Below are 19,015 nucleotides of genomic sequence, written 5' to 3'. Positions count from 1 at the left end.
ATGCCATACGCCCATTCCGACAAGACCCAAATGACAACCGAAGATGTTCGGGCCCGCCTGAAACTGGAAGGCGGCAAACGGTTTGTCATGCATACGGAGTTCGCCCCCGCAGGAGACCAGCCAACCGCGATCAAGGAACTTGCGGGCGGCATTCTGGATGGAGAGCGCGATCAGGTTCTGTTGGGGGCGACCGGTACGGGCAAAACCTTCACCATGGCCAAGGTGATCGAGGAAACTCAGCGCCCGGCCATCATCCTCGCCCCCAACAAGACATTGGCGGCGCAGCTATATGGTGAGTTCAAGGGGTTTTTCCCGGAAAACGCGGTCGAGTATTTCGTCTCCTACTACGACTACTACCAGCCCGAGGCCTATGTCGCGCGATCGGACACCTATATCGAGAAGGAATCGCAGATCAACGAACAGATCGACCGGATGCGCCACTCGGCCACGCGGGCGCTGCTGGAACGAGACGACGTGATAATCGTGGCCTCGGTCTCGTGCATCTATGGCATCGGCTCGGTCGAGACCTACGGGGCGATGACGCAGGATCTGAAGGTCGGACACGAATACGACCAGCGGCAGGTGATGGCCGATCTGGTGGCCCAGCAATACCGCCGCAACGATCAGGCATTTCAGCGCGGGTCATTCCGGGTGCGGGGCGACAGCCTTGAAATCTGGCCCGCCCACCTTGAGGATCGCGCCTGGAAATTCTCGTTCTTCGGTGAGGAACTGGAAAGCATCACCGAATTCGACCCGCTGACCGGCGAGCGCGCCGCGACAATGGAACAGGTGCGCGTCTATGCGAACTCGCACTATGTCACGCCGAAACCGACGATGCAGCAGGCCATCATCGGCATCAAAAAGGAACTGCGCCAGCGGCTGGATCAGCTGGTGGGCGAGGGCAAGCTGCTCGAGGCGCAGCGGCTGGAACAGCGCACCAATTTCGATCTGGAGATGCTCGAGGCCACCGGCGTCTGCAACGGGATCGAGAACTACTCGCGCTATCTGACCGGCCGCGCGCCGGGCGAGCCGCCCCCGACCCTGTTCGAATTCATCCCCGACAACGCCATCGTCTTCGCCGACGAAAGCCACGTCTCGGTGCCGCAGATCGGCGGCATGTATCGGGGCGACTATCGGCGGAAATTCACGCTGGCTGAACACGGCTTCCGCCTGCCGTCCTGCATGGACAACCGCCCCCTCAAATTCGAGGAATGGGACGCCATGCGCCCGCAATCCATTTTCGTCAGCGCCACCCCTGCAAAGTGGGAGATCGAACAGACCGGCGGCGTCTTCACCGAACAGGTGATCCGCCCAACGGGCCTTTTGGACCCCGAGGTCGAAATCCGCCCCGTCGAGATGCAGGTGGACGACCTGCTGGACGAGGTGCGCAAGGTCGCCGCCAATGGCTTCCGCACGCTGGTCACCACGCTGACCAAACGCATGGCCGAGGACCTGACCGAATATCTGCACGAACAGGGCATCAAGGTCCGCTACATGCATTCCGACATCGACACGCTGGAACGGATCGAGATCCTGCGCGACCTGCGGCTGGGCGCATTCGACGTGCTGGTCGGCATCAACCTGCTGCGCGAGGGGCTCGACATCCCCGAATGCGGGCTGGTCGCCATTCTGGACGCCGACAAGGAAGGCTTCCTGCGGTCCGAGACCTCGCTGATCCAGACCATCGGCCGCGCCGCCCGCAACGCCGAAGGCCGCGTGATCATGTATGCCGACAAGATCACTGGCAGCATGGAGCGCGCGCTGGAGGAAACCAACCGCCGCCGCGCCAAGCAGATTGCCTATAACGAGGAACACGGCATCACCCCCGAGACGGTGAAGAAAAATGTCGAGGACGTTCTGGCCGGTCTCTACGAAGGCGATGTGGACATGAACCGCGTCACCGCCACCATCGACAAACCGATGCACGGCGCCAATCTTGAGGCCCATCTGGACGGGTTGCGCGAGAAGATGCGCAAGGCGGCCGAGAACCTGGAATTCGAAGAGGCCGCCAACATCCGGGATGAGATCAAACGTCTGGAAGCGGTCGACTTGGCCGTCGCCGACGACCCCATGGCGCGCCAATGGGCGGTCGAGAAAGCGTCCGAGGATGCGGTCAAGTCGCGCGGGCGGTCAACGGCCGGACGGCCGGGGCAGCGGGGTGGGAATGTTAAGCGGCGAAAGAGGTAAGGTAGTGTCGGCGTCAGATGAGTGGATAGGTTTTGAAAAGCAATCGATTGAAGTTCAATTTGCCCTGTTTACACAATGCAGATTACTTAGCATTGCGATTAACCAATACGATCAAGGAAATCACTTCACTTGTCTCTGGATGGCTAATGGTATCAATACAATTTGCCACGACAAAGGCGGATCTCACATATCCATTTTAAGGGCGCTGGGAATTAAGGATGAAATTTTCGTGATATCCAGCGTCGACAAAAGCTTAGACAAGGAAAACCTTCTTCCACAAAGCTTGCTTACAAATATTCGCATTCACTCAGAAAACCATCAAATGACGGTAAAACACGTTCCAAAAGACGTGAAAAGCGTGCAAATTGGTGCGGAAAAAAGTGAGTATCGCAAACTTTCTGTCAATGATTGGCTGAACGAGCCTGTTTTATTGAACTCCTCAAGGCAAGAGTTTTCTAGGATACAAATTGTTTCTTGGATGCGAAATACTGTTGGCGGCGCTCACTTTGACAAGTCACCAAAACACAAAAACTTTTTTCTCCATCGGGGCACTTCCAATCCCGGCTCTTTTTGCTCTCCTGATGGATCCCAGGTTGCACCAGATAACACTGCAGAGGACGCCGCAGTAAGGCAAATGGTTCACGAACTGCTTGCTTCAATGGTGATGCAATCCAAAGTTACTGGGTTGAATTATGAGAACTAGGCCTTGCGAAGGCATGCATGCGTAGGATGGGGGCTCGCACCCATCTTTCTCAAACGGTCAAAATGATGGGTGAAATAACCCATCCTACACCCTAGCAATCGAACGCACACACTCCACCCTTGCAGCCCAGCGCTCCCTCCTCCACGTTTGAAATCACAGATTGTGATTCCAAACGGTTGCTATGACGAACCCGAAAAACCTTCCCAGCACACAAGAGGTCCAAAGCGCCATTCACCGGGTGCGCGGCACCCGCGTGGTGCTGGCCGAGGATCTGGCGCGGTTCTACGGAAAATCCGTCAGCGCCTTCAATCAGGCCGTCTCGCGCAACAAAGACCTGTTCGAAGGCTACCGCTTTCAGCTGACCGACGCCGAGGTGGCCGATTTGACATCACAGAATGTGATTTCAAAACCCAAGGGCCGCGGTGGGCGGCGGGTCAATCCTTGGGTCTATACCGATTACGGCGTGGCCATCGCCTCGACTCTGTTCAAGGACCCGCTCGCGATCAAAATCACCCGCATGATCACCGAGGCATTCGTCGACGGCGCCAACGCCCTGACCGAAACCCCACGCAGCGCGCCCGAGATCCTGCCGCCCGAAGGCACCCCCGCCCCGCTGCTGCCCAATGGCGATCAGTTGCGGGCGCTGGCCGAAAACATCCTCGATTCCGGGCAGCAGAGCCTGGTCGATTACATCGCCAACCCCACCACCAAACGCCAGCAGGCGGTGGCGGTGATCATGAAGACCCTGGCCGAAACCGCAGGCGAAGAGGTGCGCACCCAGCACGAGCGTCTGCGCCTGCGGATCGCCGAACGGTTGGCCGCCGGCGATTATGCCGATGATGACGACCGCAAGGGGTTGCTGGACCTGCTGAATGCGATGAAAGGCTGACGCAACCCTTGCCCCGGACCTTTCGGCCGCTAGACTCCGCCCCATGCGCGTTGTCCTGTTATCACTGACCCTCGGCACACCCGCCGCCGCGTGGGAAGCAACGGTGGGCCAGATCTGCACCCTGTCACACATGACGGACACGGCAGAGATATTCCTGACCTATGACCCGGCAAAACCGCTCTATACCCTGTCCGTTACCCGCAAGACCGAAGGTTGGACCAACACCCCATGGTTCGCGATGCGGTTCGAGGGGCCGAACCCCATCGAAATCGCCACTCCGCATCATGTTCTGTCCGACGGTGCATCGATGCTGACGGTTACCGATACCGGATTTGGAAACGTGCTGGACGGGCTGGAATACAACCTGACCGCCTATGCGTTTACGCAGGACAGGGTGAGTGAATTTCCCTTGGACGGTGCAGCACCCCAGGTTCGCATTTTCCGCGAATGTGCCGGGGCTCAGCTGTCCTGACCGGGTCAGAAATCGAACAGATCTTCCAGAAAACCGCCACGTTTCTTTTTCTTGCGATAGCCGTGATCCGCCCGGTCATCGTAGCCGGGTTGTGGCGGAGAATACGCTGTCGAACGCTCGATGATCTTGTCCAGTTCGCCCCGATCCAGCCAGACACCTCGGCATTGCGGACAATAGTCGATTTCAACCCCGTTTCTGTCCGTGATGACCAGTTGAGTTCCGTCAATCGGGCATTGCATCATACGATCTCCTGTTTTGCCATCTAATCTATATGAGATGGGGTTGATCCGCTGCATTGCCATCCCTCTGTGACATGACGCCCGTTCGCTTGGGTCAAGCGGTATGACACAGGCAACTGGCCCCGGCCCAGGCAGAATTTCTGGACTTCGCGATTACAACCGTCAGGGGCGCACGAACTTGGCCGTTCCAAGAGACCGCTGTTGCGGTTCGGGACTGTTGTGAAGTGCCGGCGCAGTTGCCCGGGGCGGGTTGGCAGCGCCACAGGCGACCCCGTCGCCATCCGGGTCATTGCGCTTGTGATACCCTGCCTGCCCCTCGTAAAACGGCCCCACCCCCAGCGACTGCGTTGCATCACAACCCGCCAATGCGATCAGGTGGATCACCGCCTCTTCCCGCTCAAATTCGGACAGGCGCAGAAAAACACCCGTGGCGATCAGAACGGTGGTCAGCGGCAACAACAGAACCATGACCAGTATGCGTAGCGGAGACAGCGCGTGCCTGCGCGTCGCCTCTGCGCGCCGGTGTCGTCTGGACGGCCGTGGCTTCGGATCAGGCGTATCCTGCGAGGGTTTCTTGAACAGCATTGCCTGATCTGTAACGTCGATTTGTGGCAAAGCCGAGGCAATCCCATAACGCTGAGGTAAAACAAATGGTGCAATCCATTTCAGGCACTTAAGATGGCGGGGAACCGTCATCTGCCTGTGTTTTTTGCTGCCGAACCGATATCGTGACCCAATCCGATCCCTATCAGACGCCCGACGCAGCGGCGCGCTTGCAAGCACAAGACCTTCTCTTTCAGGCAAAATTTGCCGCACTGGCCTTTCTGCGCCCTGACACCGGGTTGCCGTCTGTCTCGCGGATCGCGCTGGCCACGGATGAAGCAGGTTGCCCTGTCTCTCTGATTTCAACCCTTGCGGAACACACGCGCGCGCTGAGCACTTGCCCCAACTGCGCCCTTCTGATCGGAGAGCCCGCAGACAAGGGCGACCCGCTGACCCATCCGCGCCTGACATTGCACGTGATCGCTCAGCCAGTTCACCGGGACATGGCAGGCTATGGTGACTTGCGCGACCGGTACTTGGCGCGACGGCCCAAAGCGAAACTCTATATCGATTTCGCCGATTTCGGACTGGTCCGGTTCGCCATTCAGGACGGTCTTTTGAACGCCGGATTTGGCAAGGCCTATCGCCTTACCGCACAGGATTTCTAGCCATCAGCGGACCACATGCACGGCGCATCCCGCATGACGAACGACATGAGACGCGGTAGAGCCCAGAAGCAGGTCCTGCATCCCCGGCCGGTGGGACGCAATTATGATCAGATCGGGCTTGTTCGCCTCGGCCCAATCCAGAATGGTCCGGCCGGAATGTCCCTCGATCACCAAACCCTTGGCATTCGGCAGCTGCGATGCCAGTTCATCCAGTTCTGTCTGAATCGCCTTACGCGCCTCTGTCAGATATTCGGACGGCATATACGAGATTGCATAGTTTGGAATATGCTCGACCACATGCAACAATGTCACCTGCGCGTCTGGCGTGGCCAGAATCTGGGCCAGCTTCAAAGGCCCGGATGTATCTCTTTCAGCATCGAACGAGATGGGGACCAGAATGTTGTGATACATGATGTGAGCCTCCAATTTTGCAGGCTAACTTTGAAACAGATATGAATTGCAGGCTTTGATTCAGGTCAGGAACTGCCGAATGTCTCAGCGACGTCATACATGACCGGCTCAAAGCTTTTGCAGAGTTCGTTGATCTTGCGGTTGCGATCGCGCATTTCCGGCGTGCGCAGCATGGCAAGGAAATCTTCGCGGCGCTCCCATTGCGAATAGTTTGCTATTCGGGTTTGTGCGTCATTGACGTGCAGCCCGGCGGAAACGAAACCTGGCTGCTTCGAAATGAACTCGGCATAGGCATCCGTCAAAGCTTCCAGAAGGTCCTGACAGGTGCCAGGCGTCATTTCAAAGGTCGTGATAACTGTTTGAACACTGGCGTTTTTGGCGATTTTCAGCATCGGGATTCTCCACTTTCTGTCCCAAGCCTAACACATCAAAATGAAACGTCGCCTATTTCCTGCCGACCTTGCAAACCGGGTCAGTCATTTACGGTCAGATCAGAGTGAAATGGCCACCCGTTTCGGAGTGGCCAGACAGCCTTTTAACGTTCCATGCGCATCAGAACTGAGGCCGTACCCTTCACATGCTCTGGCCAGCGCAACAGAAAACTGTCGCCTGTCGCCCCCTGTTCGACCTCAACATGAGGCGCACTGAAGACATGGTTGTTGAACACTCCCGAGAGCACACCGATCGTCGCAACCCCATCGCAGCTTCGTGCCTTGCCGTCGAATGGCAACTGTCCGTTTGCCGAAACAGGCCAAAGATTGGACACCGAGTTCTGCGTATAGCGAACCCTCAACGGGTTTGCGGATTTCCTGGTTACGCCATGATACGTATTGTTCTGGAAGGTCACGTTGGTGTGCCTGTCTTTGTTCAAGTCGGCAAAGCTTGTATCCACCCGTTCCGCTCGGAAGATTTCACCGCTCGTGGCACGAAACTTGTTGCCGGTCACGACCAGGCCATTGAGAAAATGCCCGGGCCCATAGGGGCGAATGACGATGAAACTAAACCAGGACGGGGCCTGACTAGAATAAAAGATGTTGTCCGTGATGCTCATCGCACTGAACGAAAAACCACTCGTGTATGTCGGCGACGGGTCGCGTTCATTCGTCCATTCGATGAAACAGTTGTCGACATAATTCTCGGCGATAGTGGAACTGTTGTAGGTGCCAATCATGATCAAACCGGCCGTACGCACACCTTGCGGGATGCTATCGCCCTGAAAGACATGGTTGCCCAGAATCATGTTGTTGTCACCGCCCAGAACAGCGAAATGTCTGAAACGCACGGCTCGGTTGTGGCGCAGCTTCACATCGTTTGAATTGGTATTCAACGCAATGGAATACCGGTCCGTAACGACAAGGGCTTCTTCTGCTGACAGGAACTGGCAATTGTCGATCAGCATGCCCTTGCACCCCGTTCCGGTCGACGTGATCCCCCGGTCTTTCGGGCGGCTGACAAAACAGTCGTTCAACGAAAATGTACTGCCGGCGGCCGCCAAACGAATTCCGCTGCATCGGCTGTTGCATTGAAATTCGATCTGCTCCATGCCGAATTTTCGAAGCGTGCTGAAGCTGCTGAAATCCAGCAGGTACTTGAATGAATAGAACGAAAAGGGCTGGGTCCCCGACGCCCCCACAAGGGGCGCGCTCAGTGTGATCTCACCCGCACCGACGTTCTTTGACCGTACATAGATTTCACGCCCGACTCCGCTGCCGGCAACGTAGGACCCGACGGGAATGTTGGCGACATTCGCGACATTGGTCAGACGCGTTTTGTCCGACGGATCATAGGTCGCAGTCGAGGTGAACGTTTCCGTATCCCAAGCCGAACTGCTTTTGACGTCAAACTGACCATTCCGGATCACGCGACGGGTTGAAAAACCACTCTGCTTGTTGGGAACCGCTGCGGCCATGTCGATCGGCGCGGTGACGGAAATCTTGCGACCACCCAAATCCAGCGAGTCATGATCCGAATTGTTCAAAAGGGCCTGAAACGCTTTTTTGAACGCCAGTTCTTCGTCTCCGAAAGCCGAAATGTAAGACGGCAGATGGAAATCCTTTGTCAGCAACAGCATCTTGTCATCCGGCATGGTGACTGTGCCTTCAAAGTCCATTTCGGACGTCATACTGGTGTTTTCGGCCAGATGATAAGTCCCTTGCGGAACGTAAACCCGACGGCCACCCGCCGCCTGATCGGCCGCTTCAAACGCAGCTGAATCATCCGTCACACCGTCGCCGATGGCCCCATAGTCGCGCACATCCACAACACTGATCATCTCACGCAGGAAGACACCGGTGACATCCGTGATCTCCAGGTCGTCGACGCGCACCAGCGCCCCATTCGCGCCCTCAATATCCAGACCAAAATGGCCATACAGGGCGGCCAGCCCCCAAGGCATGTCCACGCCGGGGCGTTTGCCGGTTCCGACGATCGCCGTTATTTCATGCACGCTTCCATAGCCCGACAGCTGTGTGGCAGGCCCCTGCTCCACGACACCTGCCACATGCGTGTCCCCTGCACCCCCGGCCCAGGCCGCTATGCGCACCGATGGCAAAGGGCCGCTGATCGCCTTGACCCGCGCTTTGATCTGCAAATAGCAACCGGGCAAAATCGGCGTCTGGCCCATATACCGAAGCTGTTGGGTAGTTTGGACTTTTAGGATCTCCAGACAACCACCAAAATCGGCATCCGCAGGCACGAAAACCCCCGTGCCGGATCCGCCATATGTGGGCGAGCCGGGCGTTCCGTCCCCCGCAGACCAAACGGTCAGGCCATTCGCGAATTGAGGCGGCATGAAGACGATGCCGTCAGTGATTGCCTTGTTCATTGAAAACCCTTTCTAAATCGCGCCGCACCAATCTGGCGACGCGTCCAAACCCCGTGTCCAGGTCCGCCCCGAACGCGTCAGTCTGAATACCGAAAGAGAGTTAACCACGGCTCATATCACCGTGACGGTGGTGTTGCCTCAGGCCGCAGGGTCAGCGTTGCCCAACAATTGGACGCCGTTGATTTTCCAACCGCCCTCCAGAGGGATCATCTGATAGTCCAGTATGTGCACACGCCCGTTTGCGTCGGTGATCATCACCTTTTGCCACAGGGCGCCTGCAATTTCACGCAACTCCAGAAAACGTATGTCGGACGGACGCCAGACCATCGGATACCCATTGCGTACCATTGCTCCGAAATTGTCGGGGTTCTGAAAAAGGCGCTGGATGCTGGGGCTGGCAAAGGTGAAGGCCGTGGCAAAATCATCCGCCTTGAAGGCTTGTATCTGCGCCGAAATGTTTGCTTCGATCTCTGCGTTTTGCGCAAATGCGCCCGACCCCAGCCCAACACTCAGGGATACAGCAAGCAAAAATCGACGCATGGGGCCACCTCCTGCAAAAAAGAGTAGCCCCATACGGGATCAGGTCAAATCAGACCAACTCTCCGGCCAGCGCCTTGTCGATCAGGGCAATTGTTTCAGGCACACCGTACAGCGCGATAAAGCCGCCAAAACGCGGGCCCTGCGATGCACCCAGAAGCACTTCGTACAACGCAGTGAACCAACCGCGCATGGGGTCGAACCGCTCACGCCCGATGGAATAGACCACAGATTGCAGCGCCTCGTCCTCGGTCGGGCCATCATAAGCCTCAAGCGCGGCTTTCAGCGCTTCCAGCGCCTCACGCTCCTGATCCGTAGGTGCGCGGTGTTTGCGCGTTGGTTTGACGAAATCGTTGAAGTAGCGAACCGCAAAGCCCGCAGCCTGATCCAGATCGGGATGGCTTTCAGCTGTTGCTTCCGGCGCATAGCGGCGAATAAAACCCCACAGCGTCTCCTTGTCTTCCGCGCCCGAGACCGACGCCAGGTTCAGCAACATCGCAAACGGTACGATCAGGGTCGATTCAGGAACGTCGCCACCATGAATGTGCCAGACCGGATTGTTCAACCGAGCTTTCAGGTCCTGCCCCGGATAGGCGCGCAACTGTTGATGATATTCGTCATAAGCCTTCGGGATCACGTCAAAATGCATCCGCTTGGCCGTTTTGGGCTTTTGATACATGAAATACGCCAGGCTTTCGGTCGGTGCATAGGTCAGCCATTCGTCGATCGACACACCATTGCCGGACGATTTCGAGATCTTCTGGCCATTCTCATCCAGGAACAGCTCATAGGAAAAATGCTCGGGCGCGCGGCCGCCCAATGCACGGCAGATCGCGTCATAGATCTTTTCGTTGGTCGCATGTTCCTTGCCGTACATCTCGAAATCGACACCCAGCGCTGCCCAGCGCGCCCCGAAATCCGGCTTCCATTGCAGTTTCACGTTGCCGCCAGTCACGGGCAGGGTCCATTCCTTGCCGTCCTCGTCATCGAATGTGACGGTATAGGTCTCTGCACAAACTTTCTTCATCGGCACATACAGAACCCGCCCGGTTTCCGGATGGATCGGCAGGAAAATCGAATAGGTCTGTTGGCGCTCTTCCCGCAGGCTTTTGAGCATGATGGCCATGATGTCGTCATAGCGCTCGACCGCGCGCTTCAGGATCTCGTCGAACTGGCCTGACCGATAGAAATCGCGTGCAGAATAGAACTCATAGTCGAATCCGAAAGTATCGAGGAACCGGCGCAACATCGCGTTGTTGTGCTCGCCGAAGCTGGGGTATTCGCCAAACGGATCGGGAACCGAAGTCAACGGGCGCTGCAAATGTTCTTCAAGCGCCTCCGGGTTGGGCACGTTGCTGGGCACTTTGCGCATCCCGTCCAGATCGTCCGAAAAACAGATCAACTTGGTCGGTATGTCCGAAAGCGCCTCGAACGCGCGCTTGACCATCGTGGTCCGCGCGACCTCGCCGAATGTTCCGATATGCGGCAAGCCAGACGGGCCGTAACCGGTTTCGAACAGCACATACCCCTTTTCCGGAGCACCCTTCTGATAGCGTTTGAGCAACCGGCGCGCCTCTTCAAAAGGCCAGGCCTTGGACGACATCGCGGTTTCACGCAGTTCAGACATTTCAATGTGCTCCATCGGGGAAAGTGTCGCGGTCACCCCATGCAACCGGACCGGCCCCTCCTATTGTGCCAGTGCAGCATGAGTCAATAAAGCAGTGGCGCAATTCGCGACACACTGCGCCAAAAAACAGTCGCCCTCGGGCCGGCAGGGAAACGTTCCCTGGCCCGCAAACACTCTGTCCGGGATATCTGCGCTGCATTTTCACCGGCCAGCCCTGCTCAGGCCACAATGGTGGTGCGACGGTTCCCCCGAAACAAAAAAGACACGGGCGCGGGCGCAAACTTGACCCGGTTGTTTCGCACGCTCACCGGGCAGTGTTAGACAAAGGCGACACGGGGGTGTTCCCCGGACCAGAGGAAACGGGATGCGACGCGAAACCACCAACCGTATACGCTTTGTACTCGAAGATATCGTGCCGCCTATCCTGCGTGACAGCGCCGCGTTTCATTGGCTGGCATGCAGGGTTTGGGGCGACCATATCACTCGCCTTGCCGAATTCCGTGAACGCGCAACCTATCTGACCGATGACGAATACGAAAAACTCTACCGCGATCATCCGCGCGTGCATCAGGGCACCGACAATTCCGAGGCCTGCATCAAGCGGATTGCCACGGATATCGTCGGGCAAAGCATCTGCGATATCGGCTGCGGCACCGGAGTTCTTTTGCAACGCATAAAGGCCGCCCGGCCCGACATCACGCAACTGACAGGGGTGGATTTCGTCGTCGATGATGCGGCTGCCATCGACAATATCGACTATGTCGCAGCTCGGATCGAAGAACTGCCGTTTGAAGACAACAGCTTTGACACAGTAATCTGCACCCACGTGATCGAGCATCTTCTGGATTACCGGCAAGCAATCTCTGAACTGCGTCGTGTCGCGCGAAAACGCGTCATTATCGTGGTCCCGCGTGAACGCGAAAGCAGGTACACCTTCAATCCGCATTTCAACTTTTTCCCCTACACCCACAGCTTTCTGCGCGCGGTGCATCCCAGCCCGGACATCCATGTCTGCGAAGATCTGGGGCGCGACATCTACTATTGCGAAGACCGCCCCGAGGAAAAACCGGAACCGGAGCACCAAGGATGACTCCGCCCGCCCCAACGACACTGGTCTGGGCTGGTTTGCTGTGCACACCAGTTATGATCTCGGCTGGGCAAATCCTGTTCAAACTGGCAGGAAACCGGATTGACGGGCGCGAAGCCACCGGATTGGCGGGCCTCATTCAGACGCTGTTCGATCCTTTCCTTCTGACAGCCTTTGCCATCTATGGCTCGGCTACGGTGCTGTGGGTGTATGTCCTGCGGTATCTGTCTCTGTCCCAGGCCTACCCTTTCATGGCCCTCAGTTTCGTTCTTGTGCCACTGGCCTCGCACGTCTTCTTCGGCGAAACACTTGGGCTGCGCTACTGGCTGGGGGCCGCGCTTTTGATTTCCGGAATGATGGTCATGAATACCTGATCGCGCGGGGGTGGATGAAACAAGGTGTTGAACCTGACCCGCTGCGCTCATATCGTGCGTCCTCGAACGACCCCAATCAGGACCATCCCATGACCGAGCAAGTGCCCCACCCGATGTCCCCGCAGGATTGCCTTGTGGCGATCATGGTTGCAGTCTCGGCCTCTGACGAAAACATCCGAACCGCCGAGCTGGTCAAGATCGAAGTCGCCGTGAACATGCTGCCGGTCTTTGCCGGGTATGACATCGATCGGACCCGTCGTGTATCACAGATTGTTTTTGACCTGTTCGAACAGGAAGACGGTTTGGATGCGCTGTTTGGCCTGATCCGCGAAAACCTGCCCGAGCGTCTGAACGAAACGGCCTATGCGCTGGCTTGCGATGTTGCAGCCGCCGACGGTTCGCTGGCCGAAACGGAACTGCGCCTGCTGGAAGAAATCCGGTACGAACTGAATATCGACCGCCTGCATGCCGCCGCAATCGAACGCGGGGCACGCGCGCGCCACACGGTCTGATCCGGGCGATCTACGGGTTTCAGCTTCCGTAGAGCGAACCCCAACGTTCCAACAAGGCCCGTTGCAGTTTCCGCGACCTGCGGTTCCAGCTGCGCGCGCCTTCAGGCCGTTCGCGTTGTGCGCGAGGAATCTTGGCGCGGTGGGCCACGTCCGCCGTAAAAATGGCAAAGGCCAGATCGACCCCGTCCGCCGTTGTCAGGAAACCGCCCAACCCGGATACGAAGTTCAATGTGCCTGTCTTGGCATCGACCTTGATCGGGTGGTTCTTTACCGGCCGCCCATTTCGATCCGTCAAGGCAAAAGGCTTCATCAATGGGCGCAATACGCCCATTTTCCGGGCCGCGACAAGGGCCGCGACCAGATCCGCCGGCACCATACGCGAGGCATCGCCAAGACCGGAATGATCGACCATCGCGATCCCGTTCACGCCAAAGCTCTGAGACGCCCAACGGTTCATCTCGGCCGCCGACTCCGCCAGGTTGCGCGGGTCAACGCCCCGCGCTTTGGTTGCGGCCAGTCCGACCATCTCGGCCGTCAGGTTCGTCGAGTATTTCAGCATCCCCTGCAAAATACTGTTCAATGGATCGCTGCGATGCACCACAAGGTCGACGCCTTTTGGCGCCTCTCGTGTCACTTGCACCCGATTCAAAACGATTCCATTGGATCGGGCCAAAGTACGAAACACATCACCTGCGTACAATGCGGGTTTGCGCACAGGCAGCCAGCGCGCCCCGCCATTGCCCAGCGCGCCCTTGGCCACGGTCCAGCGGTCCTGCCGCGCGCTTGGCTGATAGGTATAGATCGGCAAGCTGCGGTTCTCGACCCGCATGGCTGCCACATCAACTGCCGGCACATATCGCGCGCTGCGGGCATCCATGGTCACATCGTAACCCTTACCGGCACGCTTCCACTCGAAATGGACCCGATTGAAATTCAACGATATCCCGCTTACCGCCGGGCTGTACCCCACATGATCCGGCTGACCGGGATCAATGCTGAACACGAAGGGCAGCGCCCCGTCATAGACCTTGAAGGCTCCTCGAACCTCGGTGATTCCGGCCTCGCGCAGGTTGGCCGCCATCGTGGCCAGCGCATCTGTATCCAACAGCGGGTCACCCCCGCCTGCCAGTATCAGATCGCCATGCAAAATCCCGTTTTCAATTGGCCCATCTGCGATCAAACGGGTTTCGAACCGGTGGTCGGGTCCCAGAACGTCCAGCGCATAAAGCGCGGTCATCGCCTTGCCGACACTGGCCGGAGGCAAGCCCGCACCTTCACCAAAAACCTCCAGCGGCTTTCCGGTCGCCACATCCGCGACGGCGAAAACAACTTCGCCCGTCAACCCTGCGGCCGCAACCAAACGCTCGGCGCCACTCAACAGCGCCACACGCGCGCGCGGCCTGAGCGAGACCAGCGGCGCCTGTGCCAGACCAGCTGCCGGGATCAGAGACGCCCCCAATCCTCCCAGAAACTCACGACGTGAAAAACGACCAGCCATAGTTGGAATAAAATCCCACAGATCAAATGCGCGCAACCACTCGCTGCGATTATGCGCCGCGCAAGGCTATTCCGGCAACACTTCCGCGCGCCATTCGCCGCGCGTCCGAATCTCGGTGGAACTGACATCAACCATCGGCACATTCACGAAACACCAGGCCGGAGCCTGCGCCCGCCCCAAAAGATGCCGCGCCTGCCCGTCGATCCTGTACTTGGCATAGACCCGCGCCGCCCTGGACATCCGGGCGGATATCCGGTCCCCGGGCCGTGCGACCACACCGACAGGGACACTGTCCATGATCCCTCGCCAATCTTTCCAGCGGTGGAATTGCGCCAGATTGTCCGCCCCCATCAGCCAGACAAATCGCACCTGTGGATACAATCGCTGCAACGCTGTCAGAGTATCCGCAGTCGCGCGTGTACCTGTCAGCGCCTCGATGTCCGTCACCTCGACACGCGGATGCTGCATCACATTCCGCGCTGCCGCCATTCGCCTGTCCATGGGCGCGGGCCCGCGTTCCTTCAACGGATTGCCCGGCGATACCAGCCACCAAACCCGATCCAGCCCGAACGCCTTCATCGCCTCAAGCGTGACATGCACATGGCCCTGATGCGGTGGATCAAACGACCCGCCGAACAGACCGACGACCTGCCCAGGTCGCGCATAGGGTATGCCGTACCGCTTCATACCCTGCTGATGTTCAGAACTGCGGGGCGTTGTCAATCAACAGGTTGCACCACATCACCCAGCCGAACCCGCCCGGGTCGCACGACTTCGGCGCACCATCCTCCGTGCCCACGCACGGAGGAATAGCCACCCTTGCCCAGCGCTTCTTCCATCCGGCTGCACGGCGCACAAATCACGGTGAGGCGCAAAATTGCCTCGCCCACCTGCACCTCGCGCCCTTTGAGCGCCGTCAGATTGATCCCCGAAACCACCAGGTTGCGCCGTAGGATTTCAGGCGCAACCGGCCCCTGCCCCAGGCACGACCCAATCGCCGCCAGATGCTCCTGCTGGATCAAAGTCACCGCTCGCTTGCCAACGCGGGCGCGGTCACCATCAAGCCCCTTGGCAGAGATCGTGACCGCGTCCACTATAGCCATCTCCGACCGCCGCTCGAGCCGCAGCCCGATCCATTCGACACGTCCCGGCTGCGCCCAACCGGCAATGAGATCTTTCAAGGACATCGATGGCTCCAAGATTTTCGCACCTCCCCTCATCTAGCAGTCTGGCCCTTCGCAAGGCAGCCGCTAATAGTAGCGCTGATTGATTTGTGAATTGGAGAAAGACACGCGCCTGACTATCCCCGAACCTGAGATCACGCTTTACCAAGACGGGTTTGATAAGCACGACAAACTCTCGCGCAAACCCACCGGCGACAAACTGTCGGAACTGGTCGAGCGTATCGACGACCCTCTTGTGATTGCTTTGGACGGAGCTTGGGGGTCCGGCAAGTCTTTCTTCTTAAAATGCTGGGTCGGTGAGCATCTGAAGCGCGAAAAGAACACGACACAGACCGTCTATTTCGATGCTTTCAAGCATGACTTTCTAGACGATCCTTTGATTGCCTTGACCGGTGCGATCGCCGAACGGTTTGAAGAAGCAGATGACAAACCGGCTCAAAAAGCTTGGAAAAAGGCCAAGCAGGTCGCCCCCGCCCTCGGCCGCGCGCTTGTGCGCACCGGAGTTTCGGTGGCAACAGCGGGCCTAGTGACCAAGGCAGACGCGTTGACGGATGCCGCTATCAACACTGTTTCCAGCGAGCTCGACGGGGCTGTGGCCGAATTCTGGCAAAGAGAGAACGGGAAACGTGCGGCGATGGCGGCTTTCCGTCAAGCACTCATTGATCTGACGGAACCAAACAACGATGGTTACCCAACACGAAAACTAATCGTTGTAATAGACGAGTTGGATAGATGCCGCCCAGACTTTTCGCTTTGCCTACTAGAGGTGACCAAGCATTTTTTCAGTGTCGACGGTGTCCATTTTGTTCTTGGAGTAAACTTGTCGGAATTGCAAAACAGCGTTCGTGCAAGATACAGCGAAAATTCAGACGCAGAGAAGTACTTACAGAAGTTTACGTCTGTAACACTACCGCTGTCGGGCGCAAAGGTTCGCCAGGGAGAAATCGGTGTGTATTCAAAATATTACGAGCACATCTCCGAACAATACAATTTTGATAACGATTGGCGATACGACTGGATAAGAAACTACCTCCTGATGATCGACCATCACACTTCTGTTAGCCTGCGTGACATTGAAAAACTGATTTCACAGGTCATCGTTTCGCCAGAACCCGAGACTGCTTCTGAAGGCACCTTTCATATTTATTCCGGACTTTCTGTTCTTCGCATTATTAAGCCCAATCTCATTAAAGATGCTCGGTTTAACCGACTCGAATATAAAAATGTCGATGAAGTTTTTCGGCTTTCAGGCCGCGACGCGGAACCAGGCTTTTTTCGTGACGCAAAAATAAGTTGGTCCGCTTGCACACTTGGCCAGGGGGACAATTTACGATCTAGCCCATCATCGGATCATTTGGATCGTTTGGAGATTCGGAAAAATCGCGCGACACTTCCGGCTAGAGTCATCGCCGAGTGTTTCGACACCTTCATTTTGCCGAATGGTTCATGATTGCCCCCACCACAACCATCCGCTATCACACCGCCCAACTCAATTTCCCCGACCCAGAGGACGCGACATGGCCGCCTATCAATATGTCTACCACATGCAGGGTGTCTCCAAGACCTATCCCGGTGGCAAGAAGTGCTTTGAAAACATCCACCTCAGCTTTCTGCCCGGCGTGAAAATCGGTGTCGTCGGCGTCAACGGCGCCGGTAAATCGACGCTGATGAAGATCATGGCCGGACTCGACACCGACTTCACCGGCGAGGCATGGGCCGCCGAGGGCGCCAAGGTCGGCTATCTGCCGCAGGAACCGCAACTGGATGAATCCCTGACCGTTCGCGAAAACGTCATGCTGGGCGTGGCCGGGAAAAAGGCCAAGGTCGACCGCTTCAACGAGATCGCGATGGAGATCGCCGAGAACTATTCGGACGAGCTGATGGAGGAGATGACCGCCCTTCAGGACGCGATCGACGCGGAAAACCTGTGGGATCTGGACAGCCAGATCGACGTGTCGATGGAGGCGCTGCGCTGCCCGCCGGACGACGCCGACATCGCCAACCTTTCGGGTGGTGAGAAACGCCGCGTGGCGCTGTGCAAGCTGCTGCTGGAAGCGCCCGACATGCTGCTGCTTGATGAGCCGACCAACCACCTGGACGCGGAAACCATCGCCTGGCTGCAACAGCACCTGATCGACTACAAAGGCACCATCCTGATCGTCACCCACGACCGTTATTTCCTGGATGACATCACCGGCTGGATTCTCGAATTGGACCGCGGCCGTGGCATTCCGTACGAAGGCAACTACTCCTCGTGGCTGGAGCAGAAAGCCAAGCGGCTTGAGCAAGAGGCCCGCGAGGACAAATCCAAGCAGAAGACGCTTCAGCGCGAACTGGAATGGATGCGTCAGGGTCAAAAGGCGCGTCAGGCCAAATCCAAAGCCCGGATCAACGCCTATAACGAGCTGGCCGAACAGTCCGAACGTGAAAAGCTGACCCGCGCCCAGATCGTCATCCCCAACGGCCCGCGCCTTGGCAGCAAGGTGATCGAGGTCAGCGGGCTGGCCAAGCACATGGGCGACAAGCAACTGATCGAAAATCTCTCGTTCAGCCTGCCGCCCGGTGGCATCGTCGGCGTGATCGGCCCCAACGGCGCCGGTAAATCGACCCTGTTCAAAATGCTCACCGGCCATGAAAAGCCCGACGCCGGCACCATCGAATACGGCGACACGGTGCAGCTGTCCTATGTCGATCAGTCCCGCGACGACCTCAACGACAACGACACCGTGTGGGAGGCGATCACCGGCGGCGCCGAGATCATTCAACTGGGCGACGCGCAGGTCAATTCCCGCGCCTATTGCTCGTCCTTCAACTTCAAGGGCGGCGACCAGCAGAAAAAGGTCTCTCTGCTGTCAGGGGGTGAGCGTAACCGCGTCCACATGGCCCGCCTGCTGAAAGAGGGCGGCAACGTCCTGCTGCTCGACGAACCCACCAACGACCTCGACGTCGAAACCCTGCGCGCACTGGAAGACGCGCTGGTCGATTTCGCGGGCTGCGCCGTTGTGATCTCACACGACCGCTTCTTCCTCGACCGGATTTGTACGCATATTCTGGCCTTCGAGGGTGATGCTCATGTGGAATGGTTCGAGGGCAACTTCGAGGATTACGAAGAGGACAAAAAGCGCCGTCTGGGACCGGACGCGCTGGAACCCAAGCGGTTGAAGCATAAGAAGTTTGCGCGGTAGCGCGCGCAAACAATTGCAAAGTTAGTCACTATCTATGCACTGTCACCTAGCAGCACACACAGAGTGGAGTATGTG

Annotated in this window: 20 protein-coding genes; 10 read left to right on the top strand and 10 right to left on the bottom strand. The window is 57.6% G+C overall.

Annotated elements, in window-relative coordinates; all coding sequences use genetic code 11:
* The 4 genes from uvrB (at window position 1) to GS612_RS18955 (ending at window position 4,251) form a co-directional block, all read left to right on the top strand.
* Window positions 1–2,187, top strand: coding sequence for an excinuclease ABC subunit UvrB (gene uvrB / locus GS612_RS18970; protein ID WP_171642413.1), 2,187 nt, complete (start codon window positions 1–3; stop codon window positions 2,185–2,187).
* 4 nt (window positions 2,188–2,191) lie between these two features.
* Window positions 2,192–2,890, top strand: coding sequence for a hypothetical protein (locus GS612_RS18965; RefSeq protein ID WP_171642395.1), 699 nt, complete (start codon window positions 2,192–2,194; stop codon window positions 2,888–2,890).
* A 181-nt stretch (window positions 2,891–3,071) separates the two neighbouring features.
* Window positions 3,072–3,779: an ORF6N domain-containing protein gene (locus GS612_RS18960; RefSeq protein WP_171642393.1), complete on the top strand. Its 708-nt coding sequence runs from the start codon at window positions 3,072–3,074 to the stop codon at window positions 3,777–3,779.
* Between the two features lie 43 nt (window positions 3,780–3,822).
* Window positions 3,823–4,251: a hypothetical protein gene (locus tag GS612_RS18955; protein ID WP_171364017.1), complete on the top strand. Its 429-nt coding sequence runs from the start codon at window positions 3,823–3,825 to the stop codon at window positions 4,249–4,251.
* Between the two features lie 5 nt (window positions 4,252–4,256).
* Here the strand turns inward: GS612_RS18955 and GS612_RS18950 are convergent, their stop codons facing one another.
* Both GS612_RS18950 and GS612_RS18945 read right to left on the bottom strand, forming a co-directional pair.
* Complete coding sequence (locus tag GS612_RS18950) at window positions 4,257–4,490, bottom strand: zf-TFIIB domain-containing protein (RefSeq protein WP_171169092.1); 234 nt, start codon at window positions 4,488–4,490, stop codon at window positions 4,257–4,259.
* A gap of 162 nt (window positions 4,491–4,652) precedes the next feature.
* A complete protein-coding gene (locus GS612_RS18945) occupies window positions 4,653–5,075 on the bottom strand; it encodes an excalibur calcium-binding domain-containing protein (protein ID WP_171642391.1) in 423 nt (140 codons plus the stop codon).
* 143 nt (window positions 5,076–5,218) lie between these two features.
* Between GS612_RS18945 and GS612_RS18940 the strand changes: the two genes are divergently transcribed.
* A complete protein-coding gene (locus GS612_RS18940; protein ID WP_171642390.1) occupies window positions 5,219–5,701 on the top strand; it encodes a pyridoxamine 5-phosphate oxidase in 483 nt (160 codons plus the stop codon).
* Between the two features lie 3 nt (window positions 5,702–5,704).
* On the opposite strand, the gene GS612_RS18935 is transcribed toward GS612_RS18940, so the two are convergent.
* From GS612_RS18935 to GS612_RS18915, 5 genes are all read right to left on the bottom strand, one after another.
* Complete coding sequence (locus GS612_RS18935; protein WP_152459144.1) at window positions 5,705–6,112, bottom strand: universal stress protein; 408 nt, start codon at window positions 6,110–6,112, stop codon at window positions 5,705–5,707.
* Window positions 6,113–6,177: 65 nt separating this feature from the next.
* Complete coding sequence (locus tag GS612_RS18930) at window positions 6,178–6,504, bottom strand: antibiotic biosynthesis monooxygenase (RefSeq protein ID WP_152459145.1); 327 nt, start codon at window positions 6,502–6,504, stop codon at window positions 6,178–6,180.
* A gap of 143 nt (window positions 6,505–6,647) precedes the next feature.
* Window positions 6,648–8,936, bottom strand: coding sequence for a glycosyl hydrolase family 28-related protein (locus GS612_RS18925; protein ID WP_171642388.1), 2,289 nt, complete (start codon window positions 8,934–8,936; stop codon window positions 6,648–6,650).
* Window positions 8,937–9,074: 138 nt separating this feature from the next.
* Complete coding sequence (locus GS612_RS18920; protein WP_171642386.1) at window positions 9,075–9,476, bottom strand: DUF4864 domain-containing protein; 402 nt, start codon at window positions 9,474–9,476, stop codon at window positions 9,075–9,077.
* Window positions 9,477–9,525: 49 nt separating this feature from the next.
* Window positions 9,526–11,100: a lysine--tRNA ligase gene (locus GS612_RS18915; RefSeq protein WP_171642488.1), complete on the bottom strand. Its 1,575-nt coding sequence runs from the start codon at window positions 11,098–11,100 to the stop codon at window positions 9,526–9,528.
* Between the two features lie 364 nt (window positions 11,101–11,464).
* Between GS612_RS18915 and GS612_RS18910 the strand changes: the two genes are divergently transcribed.
* From GS612_RS18910 to GS612_RS18900, 3 genes are all read left to right on the top strand, one after another.
* Window positions 11,465–12,190 (top strand): class I SAM-dependent methyltransferase, encoded by a 726-nt coding sequence (locus GS612_RS18910; protein WP_171642384.1) that lies wholly within the window; start codon window positions 11,465–11,467, stop codon window positions 12,188–12,190.
* A complete protein-coding gene (locus GS612_RS18905) occupies window positions 12,187–12,561 on the top strand; it encodes an EamA family transporter (protein ID WP_216603653.1) in 375 nt (124 codons plus the stop codon). The genes GS612_RS18910 and GS612_RS18905 overlap by 4 nt, the downstream gene beginning before the upstream one ends.
* Before the next feature lie 89 nt (window positions 12,562–12,650).
* Entirely contained in the window at window positions 12,651–13,073 is a 423-nt protein-coding gene (locus GS612_RS18900) for a tellurite resistance TerB family protein (RefSeq protein WP_152459150.1), read from the top strand.
* 19 nt (window positions 13,074–13,092) lie between these two features.
* Here the strand turns inward: GS612_RS18900 and dacB are convergent, their stop codons facing one another.
* From dacB to GS612_RS18885, 3 genes are all read right to left on the bottom strand, one after another.
* Complete coding sequence (dacB, locus tag GS612_RS18895; protein WP_171642382.1) at window positions 13,093–14,571, bottom strand: D-alanyl-D-alanine carboxypeptidase/D-alanyl-D-alanine-endopeptidase; 1,479 nt, start codon at window positions 14,569–14,571, stop codon at window positions 13,093–13,095.
* Between the two features lie 66 nt (window positions 14,572–14,637).
* On the bottom strand, window positions 14,638–15,258 hold the full coding sequence (locus GS612_RS18890; protein ID WP_171642380.1) for a nicotinate-nucleotide adenylyltransferase: 621 nt from the start codon (window positions 15,256–15,258) through the stop codon (window positions 14,638–14,640).
* 32 nt (window positions 15,259–15,290) lie between these two features.
* Window positions 15,291–15,758, bottom strand: coding sequence for an MOSC domain-containing protein (locus tag GS612_RS18885; RefSeq protein ID WP_171642378.1), 468 nt, complete (start codon window positions 15,756–15,758; stop codon window positions 15,291–15,293).
* A gap of 91 nt (window positions 15,759–15,849) precedes the next feature.
* Between GS612_RS18885 and GS612_RS18880 the strand changes: the two genes are divergently transcribed.
* Entirely contained in the window at window positions 15,850–17,205 is a 1,356-nt protein-coding gene (locus GS612_RS18880; protein ID WP_171642376.1) for a P-loop NTPase fold protein, read from the top strand.
* Between the two features lie 67 nt (window positions 17,206–17,272).
* Window positions 17,273–18,940 (top strand): energy-dependent translational throttle protein EttA, encoded by a 1,668-nt coding sequence (ettA, locus tag GS612_RS18875; protein WP_171642374.1) that lies wholly within the window; start codon window positions 17,273–17,275, stop codon window positions 18,938–18,940.
* The last annotated feature ends 75 nt before the right edge of the window (window positions 18,941–19,015 follow it).

The sequence above is a fragment of the Ruegeria sp. HKCCD6157 genome (genome assembly GCF_013110685.1).
Lineage (GTDB): Bacteria > Pseudomonadota > Alphaproteobacteria > Rhodobacterales > Rhodobacteraceae > Ruegeria.
This window is presented reverse-complemented; position numbering and strand designations above follow the sequence as displayed.